The 16,566-nt window shown below is 56.5% G+C and carries 15 protein-coding genes; 3 read left to right on the top strand and 12 right to left on the bottom strand.

Annotated features, from left to right (window positions below; translation table 11 throughout):
* Positions 1-10: 10 nt before the first annotated feature.
* The gene (locus tag ACUTSU_RS04085) at positions 11-1,531 is read right to left on the bottom strand and encodes a sugar ABC transporter ATP-binding protein (protein ID WP_445649673.1); all 1,521 of its coding nucleotides are present in this window, start codon (positions 1,529-1,531) and stop codon (positions 11-13) included.
* A 141-nt stretch (positions 1,532-1,672) separates the two neighbouring features.
* Between ACUTSU_RS04085 and ACUTSU_RS04080 the strand changes: the two genes are divergently transcribed.
* Positions 1,673-4,285: an ATP-binding protein gene (locus ACUTSU_RS04080; RefSeq protein WP_445649672.1), complete on the top strand. Its 2,613-nt coding sequence runs from the start codon at positions 1,673-1,675 to the stop codon at positions 4,283-4,285.
* A gap of 88 nt (positions 4,286-4,373) precedes the next feature.
* A complete protein-coding gene (gene rdgC, locus ACUTSU_RS04075; RefSeq protein ID WP_445649671.1) occupies positions 4,374-5,285 on the top strand; it encodes a recombination-associated protein RdgC in 912 nt (303 codons plus the stop codon).
* Positions 5,286-5,468: 183 nt separating this feature from the next.
* Here the strand turns inward: rdgC and ppnP are convergent, their stop codons facing one another.
* From ppnP to ACUTSU_RS04040, 7 genes are all read right to left on the bottom strand, one after another.
* Positions 5,469-5,759: a pyrimidine/purine nucleoside phosphorylase gene (gene ppnP, locus ACUTSU_RS04070; RefSeq protein WP_037426875.1), complete on the bottom strand. Its 291-nt coding sequence runs from the start codon at positions 5,757-5,759 to the stop codon at positions 5,469-5,471.
* 210 nt (positions 5,760-5,969) lie between these two features.
* Complete coding sequence (locus tag ACUTSU_RS04065) at positions 5,970-6,647, bottom strand: AroM family protein (RefSeq protein WP_445649670.1); 678 nt, start codon at positions 6,645-6,647, stop codon at positions 5,970-5,972.
* A gap of 4 nt (positions 6,648-6,651) precedes the next feature.
* On the bottom strand, positions 6,652-7,581 hold the full coding sequence (locus ACUTSU_RS04060) for a DUF1177 domain-containing protein (protein ID WP_445649669.1): 930 nt from the start codon (positions 7,579-7,581) through the stop codon (positions 6,652-6,654).
* Positions 7,582-7,613: 32 nt separating this feature from the next.
* Positions 7,614-9,179, bottom strand: a complete 1,566-nt coding sequence (locus ACUTSU_RS04055; RefSeq protein WP_445649668.1) for an OPT/YSL family transporter — start codon at positions 9,177-9,179, stop codon at positions 7,614-7,616.
* A 195-nt stretch (positions 9,180-9,374) separates the two neighbouring features.
* Entirely contained in the window at positions 9,375-10,148 is a 774-nt protein-coding gene (locus ACUTSU_RS04050; protein ID WP_445649667.1) for an IclR family transcriptional regulator, read from the bottom strand.
* 303 nt (positions 10,149-10,451) lie between these two features.
* Positions 10,452-10,652: a YaiA family protein gene (locus ACUTSU_RS04045; protein ID WP_026142228.1), complete on the bottom strand. Its 201-nt coding sequence runs from the start codon at positions 10,650-10,652 to the stop codon at positions 10,452-10,454.
* Positions 10,653-10,698: 46 nt separating this feature from the next.
* Entirely contained in the window at positions 10,699-11,103 is a 405-nt protein-coding gene (locus ACUTSU_RS04040; protein WP_445650234.1) for a nuclear transport factor 2 family protein, read from the bottom strand.
* Positions 11,104-11,205: 102 nt separating this feature from the next.
* On the opposite strand from ACUTSU_RS04040, the gene ACUTSU_RS04035 reads away from it, so the two are divergent.
* On the top strand, positions 11,206-11,979 hold the full coding sequence (locus ACUTSU_RS04035) for a helix-turn-helix domain-containing protein (RefSeq protein WP_445649666.1): 774 nt from the start codon (positions 11,206-11,208) through the stop codon (positions 11,977-11,979).
* A 30-nt stretch (positions 11,980-12,009) separates the two neighbouring features.
* Here ACUTSU_RS04035 and aroL read toward each other — a convergent pair whose 3' ends face one another.
* The 4 genes from aroL to ACUTSU_RS04015 all read right to left on the bottom strand — a co-directional run bounded on the left by aroL (position 12,010) and on the right by ACUTSU_RS04015 (position 16,489).
* Positions 12,010-12,534, bottom strand: a complete 525-nt coding sequence (gene aroL / locus ACUTSU_RS04030; RefSeq protein ID WP_445649665.1) for a shikimate kinase AroL — start codon at positions 12,532-12,534, stop codon at positions 12,010-12,012.
* 115 nt (positions 12,535-12,649) lie between these two features.
* Entirely contained in the window at positions 12,650-13,168 is a 519-nt protein-coding gene (locus tag ACUTSU_RS04025; RefSeq protein WP_445649664.1) for a GNAT family N-acetyltransferase, read from the bottom strand.
* Between the two features lie 89 nt (positions 13,169-13,257).
* Positions 13,258-15,381: a TonB-dependent siderophore receptor gene (locus ACUTSU_RS04020; RefSeq protein ID WP_445653801.1), complete on the bottom strand. Its 2,124-nt coding sequence runs from the start codon at positions 15,379-15,381 to the stop codon at positions 13,258-13,260.
* Entirely contained in the window at positions 15,374-16,489 is a 1,116-nt protein-coding gene (locus ACUTSU_RS04015; RefSeq protein WP_445649662.1) for an ABC transporter substrate-binding protein, read from the bottom strand. The genes ACUTSU_RS04020 and ACUTSU_RS04015 overlap by 8 nt, the downstream gene beginning before the upstream one ends.
* Positions 16,490-16,566 lie beyond the last annotated feature (77 nt).

Raw genomic sequence — 16,566 nt, 5'->3', positions numbered from 1 at the left:
AGGGATAGAATTATTCATGGCTAGCCGCCTCCAGGACGGGTTCGACGCCGGTGGCCAGCGTCATGATGCTCTCCTGGCTGATCTCTCCGCCGCTCAGTTCCCCGGCAATACTGCCTTCGTGCATCACATAAACCCGGTCACTCATGCCAACCACCTCGGGCAGTTCACTGGAGATCATCAGGATCGCCACTCCCTGCTGCGCCATCTGGCTCATAATGCGGTAAATTTCGCTTTTGGCGCCGACGTCAACGCCGCGTGTCGGCTCATCGAGGATCAGAATGCGTGGGCCGATCGCCACCCAACGTGAAATCAGCAGCTTCTGTTGGTTGCCGCCGGACAGCCCACCGGCCCGCACCTGAGCGTGCGGCACGCGGATGTTCAGCAGGCCGATGGCGTCGCTGGAAATGCGCTGCGCCTTGCGCCGATTAAGCAGGCCATAACGTCCGTCGCGCTCCAGCGTCGCCATAACGATATTTTCATGCGCTGCCAGATCGAGAAACAGGCCCTGCTCTTTGCGGTTTTCGGTGAGAAAACCAATGCCCAGCGCAATGGCATCACGCGGTGAATGGATATTGACTGGCTTACCGTCAATTTCTACCGTACCGCCGCTGGACTTGCGCACGCCGAAAATCAGCTGCGCCAGTTCGGAACGGCCGGCACCCACCAGCCCGGCGAGGCCGACGATCTCTCCAGCACGCACCTGCAGGCTGACCGGTTTTACTTTCTTGCCATCGGTCAGGCCATGCAGCGTCAGGCGCGGCTCCCCCACCGCAATACCCTGTTCCTTGTTGAACAAATCGCTCAGTGGGCGACCCACCATCATGCGCACCAATTCGCCGGCAGACAGTTTGTCGCGCATCAGGCTGCCGACGTACTGGCCGTCGCGCAGCACGCTAACGCGATCCGACAGCTCGTAGACTTCCGCCATGCGGTGGCTGATGTAAATTATCGCCATCCCCTCATCACGCAGACGCTTGATCAACTCAAACAGCCGATGCGTCTCACGCGAAGAAAGCGCCGCCGTCGGTTCGTCCATCACCAGAATGCGGCTATTGCGGTGCAGCGCCCGGGCGATTTCCACCTGCTGCTGTTCGGCGATGGTTAATTTCATCACCCGATCGCCGGCGCTGAACTGCGCGCCCAAACGATCGATGACCTTCTGGGCTTCCAGCAACATCTGCTGGCGTTTCACCAAGCCGCCGCGCTGGATCTCGCTGCCCAGAAAAATGTTCTCCGCCACCGTCAGATTCGGTGCCAGATTCATTTCCTGGTAAATCAGCGTGATACCCGCCGCCAGGGCATCTTTTGGCCCTTTAATGGCAAACGGCTGCCCATCGATAAAAATTTCCCCGCTGCTGGCGATATAAGCGCCGGCCAATATTTTCATTAAGGTGCTTTTACCCGCGCCGTTTTCACCCATCAGCGCGTGGATCTCACCGCTATAAACCGTCAGGTTGACGCCCTTCAGCGCGTAAAACTGACCAAAACTCTTGGCGATGTTGTGCATTTCCAGGATCGGGGTCGCGCTCATCGTCATCCCTCGGGTTGCGGTTCGGACTGAGTGCAGTAAACCACGCATAAATAAATGCAAAATGTCAGCGGCCGTTCATCTTTGTCATATTGTTAATGGGACGGGGATTTATAATGCGGACAATCAGTTACGGGGGATCCAATGCGCAGACTGCCTTTCCTTGCCGGTGCACGTGGGCGCCTGCTGATGTTCAACCTGTTGGTGGTGGCGGTGACGCTGATGGTCAGCGGTGTGGCGATCGTCGGTTTTAACCATGCGGGCAAGCTGCAGGAACAAGTTCAGGCGCAAACACTAAATGAGATGAACGGCAGCATGGCGCTGAGCCGGGATACCTCGAATGTGGCGACCGCTGCCATTCGGCTATCGCAGGTGGTAGGCGCGCTGGAGTATCAGAGCGAGTCAGCCCGGCTCAAGCAAACCCAGTTGGCGCTGCAGGCCTCTCTGGGCCGACTGGCGGCCGCTCCGCTGGCACATAGCGAGCCGGAGCTGGTTCAACGCATCATTAGCCGCAGCAACGCGTTGGAAACCAGCGTGACCCGCATGCTGGATCTCGGTCACGCCCGGCATCTGCAACGCAATATCCTGCTCAGTGGGCTGTATCAGGCGCAGAGCACGCTGCGGCATATCGCCAGTCTCAATCAGCGTAATAATCTGAGCCCGCCCTCGCAGCCGCTGCTGAGCCAGATCGACCGGCTGCTGGCAATCGCTATTCAAACCCCGACGCCCAAGGCCGCCGCCCAGCAACTCGACAGCGTGATGGCCTACTGGCCACAACACAGCCCGGATGCACTGCTCGACGAGAAAATACGCCAGTTTCGCGACAGCGAGCAACGCCTGCTGCCCGAAACGCTGGAGCTGGAGCAAAGCGATCTGGCACTGGCCTATTACACCTACCATATCAAAGCCTTGGTGGCGATGCTCAATGACGACATTAATCTCTACGTGCAGAAGGTGGCGGACGAATCGGAACTGCGCACCCATCAGACCCATCGTGAACTCAGCTCCATCAGCTGGTTTATCGGCCTGTTCGCCCTGCTGGCACTGGTGATTACCGGTTTCGCCGGGTGGTATATCTACCGCAATCTCGGATCGAACCTGACGGCAATCGCCGGTGCCATGACGCGATTGGCACGGGGTGAGCGTGAGGTCAGCGTACCGGCATTGCAACGCCGTGACGAACTGGGCGAGTTGGCGCGGGCATTCAACGTCTTTGCGCGCAACACCGCCTCGCTGGAACAAACCTCTCGCCTGTTGAAAGAGAAAAGCACTCAACTGGAAACCACCTTTCTGGCGATGCGCGACGGCTTTGCACTGTTTGATAACGACGGTCAACTGGTGGTATGGAACCCGCAATATCCGCTGCTGCTGGGGCTAAATGAACACCAGTTGCACCGTGGCCAACACTACCGCGAATTACTGCAACACGTGACGCCCCCGGTGGGTCAGCGCTGGGAAGCGGTGCTGGCCAACCTGTCCAGTGAACTGCCGCAGCCGCAGGAACTGCGCCTGAGCGACGGCCGCACCGTCGAACTGCGCTTCAGCCCGGTGCCCAATCGCGGCGTAGTTAACGTGGTGCTGGAGCGCACAGAGCGTAAAGCGCTGGAAGAAGCTCTGCTGCACAGCCAGAAAATGAAGGCGGTCGGTCAACTCACCGGCGGCCTGGCGCATGATTTTAACAACCTGCTGGCGGTGATTATCGGCAGCCTGGAACTGACTACCCAACAGACCCAGGACGCCCAAACCGAACAGCGCATTGCCCGGGCGCTGAAGGCCGCCGAACGCGGTGCACAGCTTACCCAGCGGTTGCTGGCATTTTCGCGTAAACAGGCGTTGCATCCGCAGGCCATCACGCTACAGACGCTGGTAGAAAACTTGCAGGAGTTGCTGCGTCATTCACTGCCCACGACGTTGTCGCTAAGCATTGAGACTCAGCGGCCCGGCTGGCCGGCGTGGGTCGATGCCAATCAGTTGGAAAACGCGCTGATCAATCTGGTGGTCAACGCCCGGGATGCCATGGAAGGCCGCAGCGGCGTGGTTAGGATCCGCATCTACAACCAACGCGTGGTGCGCAGCGGTGGCAAAAAACAGGACATGGTGGCGCTGGAGGTAATCGACACCGGCTGCGGCATGTCGGAGGAAGTGAAAGCGCAGGTGTTCGAACCTTTCTTCACCACCAAGGCGGTGGGCAGCGGCAGCGGGTTGGGGCTGTCGATGGTCTACGGCTTTGTTCGCCAGTCAGGCGGCCGGGTGCAGATTGAAACCGCACCGGGCGAAGGCACTCTGGTGCGTCTGCAGTTGCCGCGCGCCCCGGCACAGGCAATCGCACAAGCAGAGCCCCCACAACTCGAAGAAAGCGACGGCACCGACAGCCTGGTGTTGGTGCTGGAAGATGAAAACGACGTGCGTCATACGCTGTGCGAACACCTGCACCAGCTCGGCTACCTGACGCTGGACTGCGCAGACAGCAATGAGGCATTGGCACTACTGCGCCTGACGCCAGATATTGGGGTGCTGATAAGTGACCTAATGCTGCCGGGCGAACTGGACGGCGTGCAGGTGATTGGGCTGGCCCGAGAGATTAATCCGCGCCTTACCGCGCTGCTGATCAGCGGCCAGGATATACGTCGCCACCACGAAGACACGCTGCCCAATGTGGAACTGCTGCGCAAGCCTTTCAGCCAGCGGCAACTGGCGTTGGCACTGCAACGGGCACGCCGCTCAAACGCGGCCGCTGACGCAATTCGGAGGGAATGAGGCGATTTTTCGCCCCTGATTCGTTATTATGCCGCCCTGCTTTTGATGAATAAGCGTGCCAGATGCACGCCCAGCCAGGGATAACATTATGCTGTGGTTTAAGAATTTGATGGTTTACCGTTTGAGCCGCGAAGTGGCGTTAAACGCGGATGAAATGGAAAAACAACTCAGCGCTTTTGCTTTCACCCCGTGCGGCAGCCAGGACATGGCGAAAACCGGCTGGGTTTCTCCAATGGGTTCCCACAGCGAGTCACTGACACACGCGGTTAACGGCCAGATCGTTATTTGCGCGCGCAAGGAAGAAAAGATCCTGCCGTCGCCGGTCATCAAACAAGAGTTGCAGGCCAAGATTGAACGCCTGGAGGGTGAACAGCACCGCAAGCTGAAGAAAACCGAGAAAGACGCGCTAAAAGACGAAGTGCTGCACAGCCTGTTGCCACGCGCCTTCAGCCGCTTTAATCAGACTTTTATGTGGATCGACACGGTTAACGACCTGATTATGGTTGATGCCGCCAGCGCCAAACGCGCGGAAGACACTCTGGCGCTGCTGCGCAAAAGTCTGGGTTCACTGCCGGTAGTGCCCTTGACCATGGAAAGCCCGATCGAACTGACGCTGACCGAGTGGGTGCGTTCCGGCGAACTGCCTGCCGGCTTTATCATTCAGGACGAAGCGGAGCTGAAAGCGATTCTGGAAGACGGCGGCGTGATCCGTTGCAAGAAACAGAACCTGATCAGCGATGAGATTGCGGTACATATCGAAGCCGGCAAGCTGGTGACCAAGCTGGCTGTGGACTGGCAGGAGCGCATTCAATTGGTGCTGGCAGACGACGGCTCGCTGAAGCGTTTGAAGTTCGCCGATACGCTGCGCGAGCAGAACGACGATATCGATCGTGACGACTTCGCCCAGCGTTTTGACGCCGACTTTATCCTGATGACCAGCGAGCTGGCGGCGTTAATCAAGAACACCATCGAAGCTCTGGGTGGCGAAACTCAGCGCTAAACCTGAAAATTGCTGCGCCTTTGCTCTACATGCGCAGCTTTTGCAAAACAAACAACATACCCAAATTAATTGGAGTTGCAGCTAGGCGGCAAGTGTGAGAATCCCCAGGAGCTTACTCAAGTAAGTGACTGGGGTGAGCGCACGCGGCCAACAACGCTGCAGCTTCAAGTAAGAAGGGTATGATTACTTACTTAAATAACGGCACAGATAGGCGGTCGCGTCGGCCACTTGCAGGTTGAACTCACTGTGGGCCGGTACGAAGAATTTCTCCCCTGGCGTAAACACCTGCCAGTCCGGCGAGCCCGGCAGCAACACTTTCAACGCTCCGGTAATCACGGTCATTTCTTCCGGCTGGGCAGTGCTGAAGGTGTATTCACCCTCTTCCATAACACCGACGCTGGTAAGACCGATGCTGCTACTATCAAAACCGATAGACTTCACTTTTCCAGCAAAATACTCGTTCACTTTCAGCATAACTGTCACCCGCGTAATCAACTTTATGGGAAATCCATATTGGGGGATTGCGGTTGATCTGTCACTGGTTTTTCTCGCGAAATGCGATCGTGGCGCAGAGTAAAACGCTGCCGAGCGGTTGACCTTCAGCCTGCCGTTCTGGGTCCACGCCCAAAAGAACGCAACGCCGCCCCCGACAGACCGCCACATGAGATTTTATTGGCTTTTTAATCAATCAATTAGCTCAGCGGCCAGCTTGGCCACTAGCGCATTGGACAACAGCACCGGTATTTCAAGCCGTGCCTGCAGGAAATCACGATGCTGCCGGTGATAACCAATGCAATCGAGTACCACCACCTGCGCCCCCTGCCGCTGTAACTCACATGCGGCCAACTCCAGCACCGCGTCATCCGCCAAATAAGGGCTGGCGACGGCAAAACAGGGTGGCGTCGCCAGCAACTGCCACTTGCTTGCCTGCTGGCTGATTTGCTCCGCCACCGGCACCACAATGCCGACCCGATGTTGGCTGACAATGGCAGAAATCAGCGGTGGAATAATGCGGTCCGGCTCCAATAACAGCGCCTGTTGTGCATGCAACTGGCCAAACTCCCCAGTGCACAACAGCAGGATCACCTCACAGCCCTCCGCTTCCAGCGCATTGATTTTCTGCTGCAACCCCAGCTCGACCCGCGAGGCCGCTAATCTCACCTGTGTGCCGTCCTGCAGGCGTGAAACCAACACCTTCTCTCCGGCCTGCGGTGTATAACGCTCATCAATCTGGCTGGCATTCAGCCCGTCCAGCAGCCCGACATGCCTCACCTGCTCCGCAGGCAGATAGGCAGACAGCAACGGCATAATGTCGCTGCGCGGTGCCTGACCGATAGTCAGCGTGGCAAATGAGGCATTCATGCGGTTATTTCCTTTTTTGCAGGTGACTCAGGCTGCCGTACAGCGCCAGCAACTGCGCGTATTCATCGGCCTGATAAAAATGACAGGTACCGCGCCCAAACTCTTTCGCCACTTCCACCGCAAACTTGACGGTTAGTGCAATATCCACTTCATGGCTGGCGCCGGTACCGCAACCCGGTACTACTGACTCGGTGCAGATTGCCACACCGACCACCGGCGCAGACGTTGCGGTGGAGGGCTGCAGAATACTGTTCAAATGGTGTACCCCATTGCCGTACGGCGTAATGTCCTGGGTGGTGATCGGGAAGGTCACTGCCGGGCGGCCGCTGGTCATCTCCATAATCCGCAGCAGATCTTCCGCCACCCGCAGGATGTAACCTTCTTTCACCGTCGGTGACAACGCATAGCCTTTGTGGTTGATGATGCGGTTGCCCTTGGTGGTATCGATGGACAAAATCGCCTCGGCCTCTGGCACCACTTCATTATCGTTCATCGTCACGTCGTCGATCGGTGAATCCATAAAGTCGACCGGGTCGTGCGGACGGGTTGGCGCATCAGGACAAATGTGGGTGGTGATGATCACATCGCCCGCCAACACATCGCCCTTGCGCTGCATTTCCGCCAGCTTCAGCGCACTGGCAATTGCGGCTATCGCCCCGTCACCGTCGGACACCAGGCCAATACGCGTTGGTCGCGCACCAATACCGCCCAAGCGGCCGATAATACCCAAAGTCGGTGCATTCCCACCCTGACTTTTACCATTGCTGCCGGGGATCTCAATGCGCACGAAGTCGGTCGCCCCCTTCGGCCCACTAGCACGCAGCGTGCTGGCGCGAATGCCGGGATAGGACGTGAACAAATCGACCACCTGCTGACCGTTCACGTAAGCATTATCAATTAATTCAAAAGCCTGCAGCGTTTGTTGCAAACTCATAATCGGCTGACCTCACAATTTAACCGGATGGGTTATTTCCCTTTGCTGGAAAAAATGGAATTGAAAAAGCTGTACAGCGCGTCACCGGCGATAAAACCGGCCGCCATGATCTCCATCGGCGTGCGCCCCTTGTCACCCCAACGGCGAATAATCAGGATGCGCAGTGCGATACCGACGATCACCGCCCAACCTGCCAACGCGTTGTTGATCAACAGACCGGTGGCCAACAGCACGCCGAGCTGACGCTTGGGTCCGCCAATCAACTGCACGACGGCACCGGGGACCGCCCAGAAAAGCAGGCTATAGGCAATGCCCGGCTGAGCCCCCGCCTCGATGGTTTTGGCGTACACTCGTGCCACCGGCGGGATCAGATCCTGCAGGAAGTAGCTGGTATAAGCGAAGTACGCCACCGGGATAGCGATGACAAAGGCGATCAGCGCGGCAAATAACTGAATGCGGCGTCCCAACAGCTCCTGTTGCAGATCTTTGCCGTAGCCGCGCAGAATGAAACCGGCTTTCAGATCAAAGCCCATATCGGCAAACGCCGGGCCAGTAGCCGCGGTAAACCCGGTCAGCACGCACAGCGCCAGCGGTGGGAAACCAATCAGGATGCCGATAATCAACGTAATCAGCGCCACCGCAAAGGCCGGGAACCAGCCGGAGTGCATCGCGGCGATGCCGACGATCAGTTCATGCACAAAGGCAGCAAACGCGGCGTAAATCACAAACAGCACCAGCATGCCCAGCGACATCTCGCTGTACAGCCCACCGGCCAACGCCAGCAGTGCGGCAATGACGATATATCCCACTGCGCCTAATCCCAGCGCTTTGCGCACTTCGCTGTCGGCCTGGCTATAACCCCCGGTATCCGCACGCTTGCTGCGGATCACCTGAACCACCTGGATCAACGCCACCAGCCCAGCCCCCACCATCACTCCATGAGGAATGAAATGTGCATTGATATCAAAGCCTGCCATGGGTTCAGCGTAGGCTCGCAACAACAGGCCGACACCAAACATGCCCAATGCCCAGATATTGCCGATAAACGCGGTGCCGAACGCCGCCATCGGGATTTTAAGCATCGAACCGGCGACACCGACCGCTACCCCTACCACCAGCAGCCAGGCTTGTTTACCGCCCCGGTCACCGGCCTTAATGGCTTCCGCCGCCGCGACGCCCGGTGGCCAGGCATTGGCCGCAGGAAAGATTTTGGTGTCGAACATGCGATACAGCAGGTAGGCGTCGAGCAACATCGCGGCCGCCACCCCGCAAAACATCGGCAGGATCAGCTGCGGTTGTCCCATCACATAAGGCACGGCAATTGGCATCAGCAGCGAGTTGGCAGCGCCAAAGGTGGCGGAAGAGATCACCGTTTGCGCCAGGTTTTGCGTATGTACCGAACGGTAGCGCTGGAACATTTGCAGTGGAATGCGTGCCAACAACATGGCGAGCAACGCGCCAATAATCGACGTGTTGGGCGTCACGCCCAGCGTGGTGATCAGCTGCACGCCGATAATCGCGCCGACGATGGACAGCAGCACCATCACCAGCAGAGCACCGATATCTTTCAAAGGATTTATGCTGCTATTTGGTTTCATAGTTTTAATTTCTCTGAATCTTCCCTGGCGTCTGGCAACGTTAATTTCGGCATGAGGCAGCACTCACAGTTCCGAATATTGGAACTGTGAGTGCCGTTAAGTATTTATTGCCCATAAACCCAAGATAGATAATTAAGAAATTCCCTGGTGTTGGTTTTCTTTAATTATCAGTTACTGGCAGATTGTTGCGGTGTGTTATTTGATCTTTTGCCAATAATCATCACCAAGTTTATCCGCCAATTGCCGGGATACTGTCATTAATGCTTCCAGCACACCGGGTGAAAATGGCTGTTCTTCCACCTGCGTAGGAAAAGACAAGCACAGACCGACCGTCTCATTGCGGTGTTTGTTGGTCACCGATGTCGCCAGCGAACTGATGCCCTGCAGCGTCTCGTTACGTGCCAGAGACCAGCCCTGCTGGCGAATCTGTGCCAGCTTACTCAACAAGGCTTCCAGCGTTTGCGGAGCGTTGGGTGAAGCCGCACGGTAGCCTGCGGCAAAAAGCGCTATCACCTGCTCATCACTGTCACGCGCCAGTATCGCCCGGCCTACCGAGGTTTCCGCCACCGGTAAGCGACTGCCCGCCGGCGTCACCACCTGGAGGAAATGGCGACCGGGGAACATGCGCATCACCATAATTTCCTGCGCCTCCAGCACCGAAACATAACCCGTGCAGTTAGTCTGTTGGCTGAGCTGCACCATACTGGCCGCCACGCTGTCGACCAACGGCGTCGATAAATAGTGACTGGAGACCGATAACAGCAAACGACCGATTTTATACAGCTTGCTGTCAGGATCGCGCTCCAGCATGCCCTCATTTTCCATGGTCTGTAACAGACGCGAGGCGGTGCTTTTTGGCAGCGCCAATTGACTCACTACATCATTGAATGAAATACCAGCCTGGCCGTGCATCATTCGCTGTTGTGAAAATAACTTTAATACCGCAGCAGCATTTTCCAGAGTTGTCATCGCACGCCTTGTTCCACTATATGGAACTCAGTTCATGTTTGATAATTAGAAACTAAAACTCGTACAACTTATCGTCAAGCAGTTTATTTTTTATCCCGACCATTAATAGCAGCGGATGATGCTTTGCTAAATTAAATGCAAAGGCGAACGCGGATAAAATAAGCCTATTACCACTTGGTTATTCGACCACGGGGGTATAAATCAGCATGTCATGCTAATTTATCGTTATCGCGTGAGGTAATTAAAGCAGTAAGCGGAATAAATAAAGAAACCGGCCTGACGCCGGTTTCAGAGGGATACAATTTAATCTTCCAGCGCCGGATCTTCGTAACGATGCTTGGCATCGAGCGCTTCCTGCTCGGTAGGATGCTCACTGAGTAGCGTATTCGGCTCAATGTCATCGGTACGCACCTCAAAACGGTGCATATGCAAGCTTGGATCGCCCCGGTCAACGGCGACCACTCGGGCGGTTCTCGGATAGCCAGGTCGGTTATTTTCACGCATGCTGATCTCCCGTTTGATTCCACAGGGTTAAGTATAGCAGCGGTATTTATACCGACACGCGCGACCCCAGATCGCGATCGCCGTGTTCGCCTTCCAGCAGTTGCGTCAGCTCATCGCAGGCGCAGATCTTGCCGTCACGCACGGTGAAATGGGCCAACACCTTAACCAGGCTACGGCCTCCGTCACGTTTTTCCACCCGAACCAGATGGTGGGTCAGTACCGAATCCCCCTGCCCGGCCACAGCGACGATCTCCAGCATCATGCTGCGGGTGAGTTGTTTCAGTAACGCCATATGCTGCATAAAATGGGCATAATCCAGCATGTTGCCGTCTACCTGCTGGAGGTAATCTTCACTGAAAAACTCAGCAATCAGCAGCGGCTGGTGTTGTGGTGCCGCGACGACCCGCTGCAGGGCCTCGAGCACAATGGCAGTTGGGGTTTTCAGGCTCATCATTTTTCTCCAAAAATTGAATGATGAGCAGAGCATAAATCAGACAGGGAATGGCATAATAACCGCACATGGACTTTATATACCGCAAAACGGCCAATCCTGATGATCCTGCAAAGCGCACGACTTTGGCATGAGAAAAAACACTTAACACCCTGGCATCAACACACCAGCGGACAGCTTTATTTATTAACCCACGGCATGATCGCGCTGGAAACTCAGGAGCAACAATGGGCAATGACCGCCGGCAGTATCGGCTGGCTGCCACCCCATTGCGCTCATCAGGCGCTGGCGTGCGGTAACGTTGCAGGCTGGAGTTTGTATCTGCCGGAACCTTACTGTAGCGGGCTACCGGAACAACCACACCTCAGCACCGCCTCTGGGTTGATTCAAGCGTTGGTGGAACGCCTTGCACAATTCGCAGGCCAAAGGCTGAACGCGCAACAACGGCGGCTATTACAGGTATTACGGGATGAGGTACGCATGCAGGAAAATACACCGCTGCAACTGCCGCTACCGCAGGATGCACGGTTGTTGAAAATTGCGCGTGCGCTGCTGAACGAACCAGCTGATAACCGAACACAGAGTGAGTGGGCCGCCTGGGCAGGGTTGAGCATACGCACCCTGAGCCGGCGTTTTATCAACGAAACCGGCATGACGTTCGCCCGCTGGCGTCAGCAAGCCCGGGTGATCCGTTCGCTGGAGCCGCTATCTCGCGGTGAAGCCGTCAATCAGATTGCCGGCGACTGCGGTTATGACAATGTCAGCGCCTACATTGCCGCTTTCCGCCAGCGTTTTGGCACTACACCGGGATTGTATTTTGTTCAGCGCGAAACTCATTTTCGAGAGAAAAACGAGGCCGCCGTCAAGCGCAATTGACGGTGCCCCAAGAGAAAACTCACTGAGGTCTTATTTTACCGTTTCCAGTTGCAGGGCGGCGAAGATCTGCTCCACCACCTGTTGCGGACCATCGGTGCCGTCCATCACGTAGTGCGCGGCCTCCTGATACAGCGCTTCACGCGCGGCCAGCACCTCCAGCATTTCTTCGGCAATCGGACGGCCGGTCAGCGTAGGGCGCTGTGTGTCTTGCGGGTACTCTTCCAGCCGCTGTGCCAATACTTCAGCGGGTGAACGCAGGTAAATGACCTTGCCGTGCTGACGCATATAGCGGCGGTTCTCTTCCGCCAGGATCGCACCACCGCCAGTGGCAACTACAGTTGACGGTTGAGTGACCGTTTGCAGAGCAATGCTTTCACGGCGACGAAATCCCAGCCAACCTTCTTGTTCGACCATTTCCGCCACGCTCATCTGCGTGGTCTGCTGCATAAACAGATCGGTATCGATGAATTGATAGCCCAGCGCCAGCGCCAGTGCGCTGCCCACCGTGGTTTTACCGGCTCCGCGCGCGCCTACCATGAAAATGGTTTGTGTCATTACGGGTTGTCCCTTATACGGTGACTTGAGTGCATTTGCTCGCCAAAACCCGGCGTGCTGATCCTGCGATGGCGTGGTTGCTGCATCATACCGCCATCATCTTGTATTTCAATATTTACGATAGTGTAAATTCCATGGCACAGCGACTGCCGACGGTGAAGCCGTCCGCCACCTCTTGCGCCAACCGAGAGCTCAATGATGCACTGAGCCGCTCAGGGGCTATTGGCCGGAACCCCAGCCGTTGGTAATAGGGAGCATTCCAGGGCACCTCGATAAAGGTGGTCAGCGTCAGGCGCTGCGCGCCCTTCAACCTGGCTTGTGCTGCGACCTCGGCAATCAACCGACGTCCAATGCCCTGACGTTGCCAGTTGGCGGCAACCGAAAGTTCGGCGATATGCCAATCCTGCTGTTGCGCCGTCACCGCGATAAACCCGACCACCTCACCTACGGTGCTTTCCGCCAGCCATTCCTGCCGCTGCTGAATAAAATCAGTATGCTGCCGTGCATCCATCACCGGGCCTTCGGCAATAAAAGCCCAAGCCGGTTGTTGATGAAATAACTGCGCAGCCGACCGTTCGACGGCGATCAGTTGAGCAATATCCTGCAGTTGCGCCAAACGGATCTTCAGGCTCATCGGATTCTCCTTAACAACAGGCCGGCTATTTAACCAGATTTATCCGACGGCAGATACCCGCCGCCGAACTGGCTTATCGGCCCACCAAATTAGAAGTCGACGCTGGCACGCAGCACCACTTCACGTGGTTCCCCCACCGCCACACGCAAATTACCGCCGCTGGAAGGGTAATAGGTTTTGTCGAACAGATTCTTCACGTTCAACTGCCATTTCACCCGATAGCCATTGACCGGCATGGTGTAAGCGGCGAAGGCATCGACGACGGTGTAGTTATCGAGATTAAAACTGTTGGCAGCATCGCCAGGGCGGCGGCCCACATAACGTGCACCGGCCCCCATGCGCACGTTGTCTCCGCTGTATAGCCCTGGGGAACCCAAATCCTGCGTCAGGAACAGTGAAGCCGTGTGGCGAGCCACGTTGGTCATTTCCTTGCCCTTGTTGTCAGGATCATCCACCACCCGCGCATCGGTATAGGCATAAGAACCGATCAGGCTCAACGAGTCGGTAATATTGCCCGCGACATCCAGCTCCACACCCTGCGAGCGCACGCGCCCGGCGGTGCGGGTCACGGTTTCGCCATTCACAAGTTCGCTGACCATCACGTTGCGTTTGGTGATATCGAACAAGGCCAGGGTACCGGTGACACCGTTGGGTAATTCAACCTTGCTGCCCACTTCCCAGGCCTTGCCCTGTTCCGGCGGTAGCGAACCAATCTGGCTGGCGATAGAAGAGTTCGGTTTGAAAGACTCGGTATAGCTGCTGTACAGCGACACATACGGCGTCAGCTTGTAGACCACCCCGGTGCGGGGCACCAGTTTGCCGTCAGAGCTGTCGGTATTGGTCACAAACGGTCGCCCTTTGCCGGCAAGCACGTCAAAGGCATCGTAACGCAGCCCGCCCATCACCAGCCATTTATCGGTCAGCTGTACGGAGTCCTGCATAAACCAGCCGTAGCTGGTGAGGTTTTCACGCTGATCGCTGTCTTTGGCGCTGACGGCGTTCGAGGTAGGCATCTGGCCATAAACAGGATTGTAGATATTGAAATCGCTGTTCTTCTTGCCGCGGATCATATCGCCGCGGTAGGTGCGATTATCTTCAAAATCAAAGCCGAACAACATCTGGTGGTTGATGCTGCCCCAGTCGACGTCACCGTTAAGCGTCAGCTGTACCGCGTTGGCATGGCTGACGGCATGGGCGGTGGAGTCGGCCTGGCGCGTCAGTACGCCAGTTTCAGGATCCAGAGCCAGCGCACGTGCCTGGTTATCGCTGTAGCTGTTGCGGCTATAAGCGTAGGTCAGCGAGCTTTTCCAACTCTCGTTCAACACTTGATCAACCTGCAGGGTAACGCTGTCCTGATCGCCACGCGTGGCGTTATAGCTTTCGTCGAAACGACGATCGCGCGGCGTATTCACCGGTTTGCCGGTACGTGAATCAATGATGGTACCCCGATCGAAGGGCACCAAATATTCCATATGCTCGTAGGCAACGCGCACCGTGGTGCTCTCGCCATACCACATCAGCGACGGTGCGATCACCGTCTGACGGTTGCGGCCAAAGTTGCGCCAGTAGTCGGTCTCGTCGTGGTCGACAATCATCCGATAGGCAAAACCTGAAGTCCCCAGCGGCCCGGTAACGTCCAACTGGCCGCCACCGCCCTTGAAGCTGCTGCCCCAGCCTTCCACATGGGTGTGCTGCTGCAACTGCGGCTTTTTGGTGATCATATTGATCATCCCGCCCGGTTCCCCCATACCGTATAACATCGAGGCCGGGCCTTTCAGCACCTCAACCCGTTCGGTGGTTGGGGTAAAGTTGCGCGCCTGCACTGAGCGCACGCCGTCGCGTAAAATTGAGCCGTCGCGGTTATCGCCAAAGCCACGCTTCATCACGGCGTCCTGGGTTCCCCCCAACGTATTCGCCTGGGTGATGCCGCTGACGTTATACAGCGCCTCATCCAGGCTGCTGACCGCCTGATCGCTAATCACCTGCTGCGGCACCACGTCAATAGCCTGCGGCACGTTCAACAGGCTGGTTTCGGTGCGGGTGCCGGTCACACTGGTCAGCGGCTGATAGCTTTGCACACCGCCGGTCTGTTTTTGCCCGACCACCACCAGGGTTTCACCCTTGTCTGCGGTTTTGTCGGCAGCGATCGCCGGTGCCGATGCACAGGCCGCCAAAGGCAGTGCACACCACCAGCCACGTTGGGTGTTATTCATTATTTAACTGACTCCAATAAGTCCCTGAAAAAGGTAACGGCAAAAATTGTTGATATAACTGCTTAAAGGTCTGCTGCGGGTTGATGTCTGCAAACAGATCCGGATAGAAGGTTTTGGCGAACATCTCAACCGCCACCACGTGGTAAGGGCTGAGATAAAAGTTGTGCCAGAGGCTCCAGGCCTGATGATTTTTTATTGCTTTCAGATTGGCGAGCATGGGCTGCTTTTGCATCACCCGACTAAAGCTCTCATCAGCCTCCTGCTGGGTGACCAGGGGCCCAAGGCGCAGATCGGAAAAATGCTTGCCCTGCGGCCCGGCCATGCCGGTGGCGATATAGATGTCGGGGTTGGCGGTCAGAATGGTTTCCGGGTTCAGCTCACCGTAGACGCCTTTGATGCTGGCGTTGGCAATATTATCGCCGCCGGCAAAGGCCAGTAAATCACCGAGGTTGCCATGTGCCGCCGTGGTGCAGCAGGTTTCGCGCCGCCCGAGGTGCAAGTGCAACATCACCTTGGGTTTAGGTCCCTGATAACCGGCCAGCCGCTGCTGGATCACCGCCATATGCTGTTGGTAGAAGTTAATGAACTGCTCTGCGCGCTGCTGACGGTTAAGCACTTCGCCCAACAGGCGGACGCTAGGCACGGTGTTGTGCAGCAGATCAACCCGTAAATCGACGTAGATCACCGCAATTCCGGCCTTGCTCAACGCACTCAGCAATAAATCACTGTCACCTTCTTCCCGCGCATAGCGCGCGAGGATCACTAAGTCCGGCTTCAAGCGGATCAGGTTTTCAATATTTACCTGGCGGAAATTACCCTTGCTTATCGAGGGGATCGCTTTAATCTGCGGAAATTTCTGCGTGTAGAGTTGCCAGCTTTGCGCATCGAAACGCGCCATATCTTCCGGCCACCCAACGATACGTTGGGTGGGGTTTCCCGGCTCGAGCAGCGCCAGGGTATACAACATGCGGCTCTCGCCCAGCACGATACGCTGCGGATTATCTGGCACCTCAACCTGACGACCCGTAATGTCAGTGACCATTTTTGCCTGAACGCCAAAGAAGCCAAGCAGCAGGGAAAGCAGCAGAAAAATGAGGGAATTGCGCATCAGTGAGCCGGATTAGCTAAAATATGCGCGCATGATAATCACTCTCATTAGCACTTTCAATCATAACAGACAAAGAG

Source organism: Serratia sp. NA_13, from assembly GCF_052691735.1.
The sequence above is the reverse complement of the archived record's forward strand: the minus strand, read 5'-3'. Positions and strand labels throughout refer to the sequence as shown.

What these genes read in the sequence shown, in the direction of transcription:
- ACUTSU_RS04085 (WP_445649673.1), bottom strand. Translation starts at nt 1,531, where the DNA reads ATGAGCGCGACCCCGATCCTGGAAATGCACAACATCGCCAAGAGTTTT.
- ACUTSU_RS04080 (WP_445649672.1), top strand. Translation starts at nt 1,673, where the DNA reads ATGCGCAGACTGCCTTTCCTTGCCGGTGCACGTGGGCGCCTGCTGATG.
- rdgC (WP_445649671.1), top strand. Translation starts at nt 4,374, where the DNA reads ATGCTGTGGTTTAAGAATTTGATGGTTTACCGTTTGAGCCGCGAAGTG.
- ppnP (WP_037426875.1), bottom strand. Translation starts at nt 5,759, where the DNA reads ATGCTGAAAGTGAACGAGTATTTTGCTGGAAAAGTGAAGTCTATCGGT.
- ACUTSU_RS04065 (WP_445649670.1), bottom strand. Translation starts at nt 6,647, where the DNA reads ATGAATGCCTCATTTGCCACGCTGACTATCGGTCAGGCACCGCGCAGC.
- ACUTSU_RS04060 (WP_445649669.1), bottom strand. Translation starts at nt 7,581, where the DNA reads ATGAGTTTGCAACAAACGCTGCAGGCTTTTGAATTAATTGATAATGCT.
- ACUTSU_RS04055 (WP_445649668.1), bottom strand. Translation starts at nt 9,179, where the DNA reads ATGAAACCAAATAGCAGCATAAATCCTTTGAAAGATATCGGTGCTCTG.
- ACUTSU_RS04050 (WP_445649667.1), bottom strand. Translation starts at nt 10,148, where the DNA reads ATGACAACTCTGGAAAATGCTGCTGCGGTATTAAAGTTATTTTCACAA.
- ACUTSU_RS04045 (WP_026142228.1), bottom strand. Translation starts at nt 10,652, where the DNA reads ATGCGTGAAAATAACCGACCTGGCTATCCGAGAACCGCCCGAGTGGTC.
- ACUTSU_RS04040 (WP_445650234.1), bottom strand. Translation starts at nt 11,103, where the DNA reads ATGAGCCTGAAAACCCCAACTGCCATTGTGCTCGAGGCCCTGCAGCGG.
- ACUTSU_RS04035 (WP_445649666.1), top strand. Translation starts at nt 11,206, where the DNA reads ATGATCCTGCAAAGCGCACGACTTTGGCATGAGAAAAAACACTTAACA.
- aroL (WP_445649665.1), bottom strand. Translation starts at nt 12,534, where the DNA reads ATGACACAAACCATTTTCATGGTAGGCGCGCGCGGAGCCGGTAAAACC.
- ACUTSU_RS04025 (WP_445649664.1), bottom strand. Translation starts at nt 13,168, where the DNA reads ATGAGCCTGAAGATCCGTTTGGCGCAACTGCAGGATATTGCTCAACTG.
- ACUTSU_RS04020 (WP_445653801.1), bottom strand. Translation starts at nt 15,381, where the DNA reads ATGAATAACACCCAACGTGGCTGGTGGTGTGCACTGCCTTTGGCGGCC.
- ACUTSU_RS04015 (WP_445649662.1), bottom strand. Translation starts at nt 16,489, where the DNA reads ATGCGCAATTCCCTCATTTTTCTGCTGCTTTCCCTGCTGCTTGGCTTC.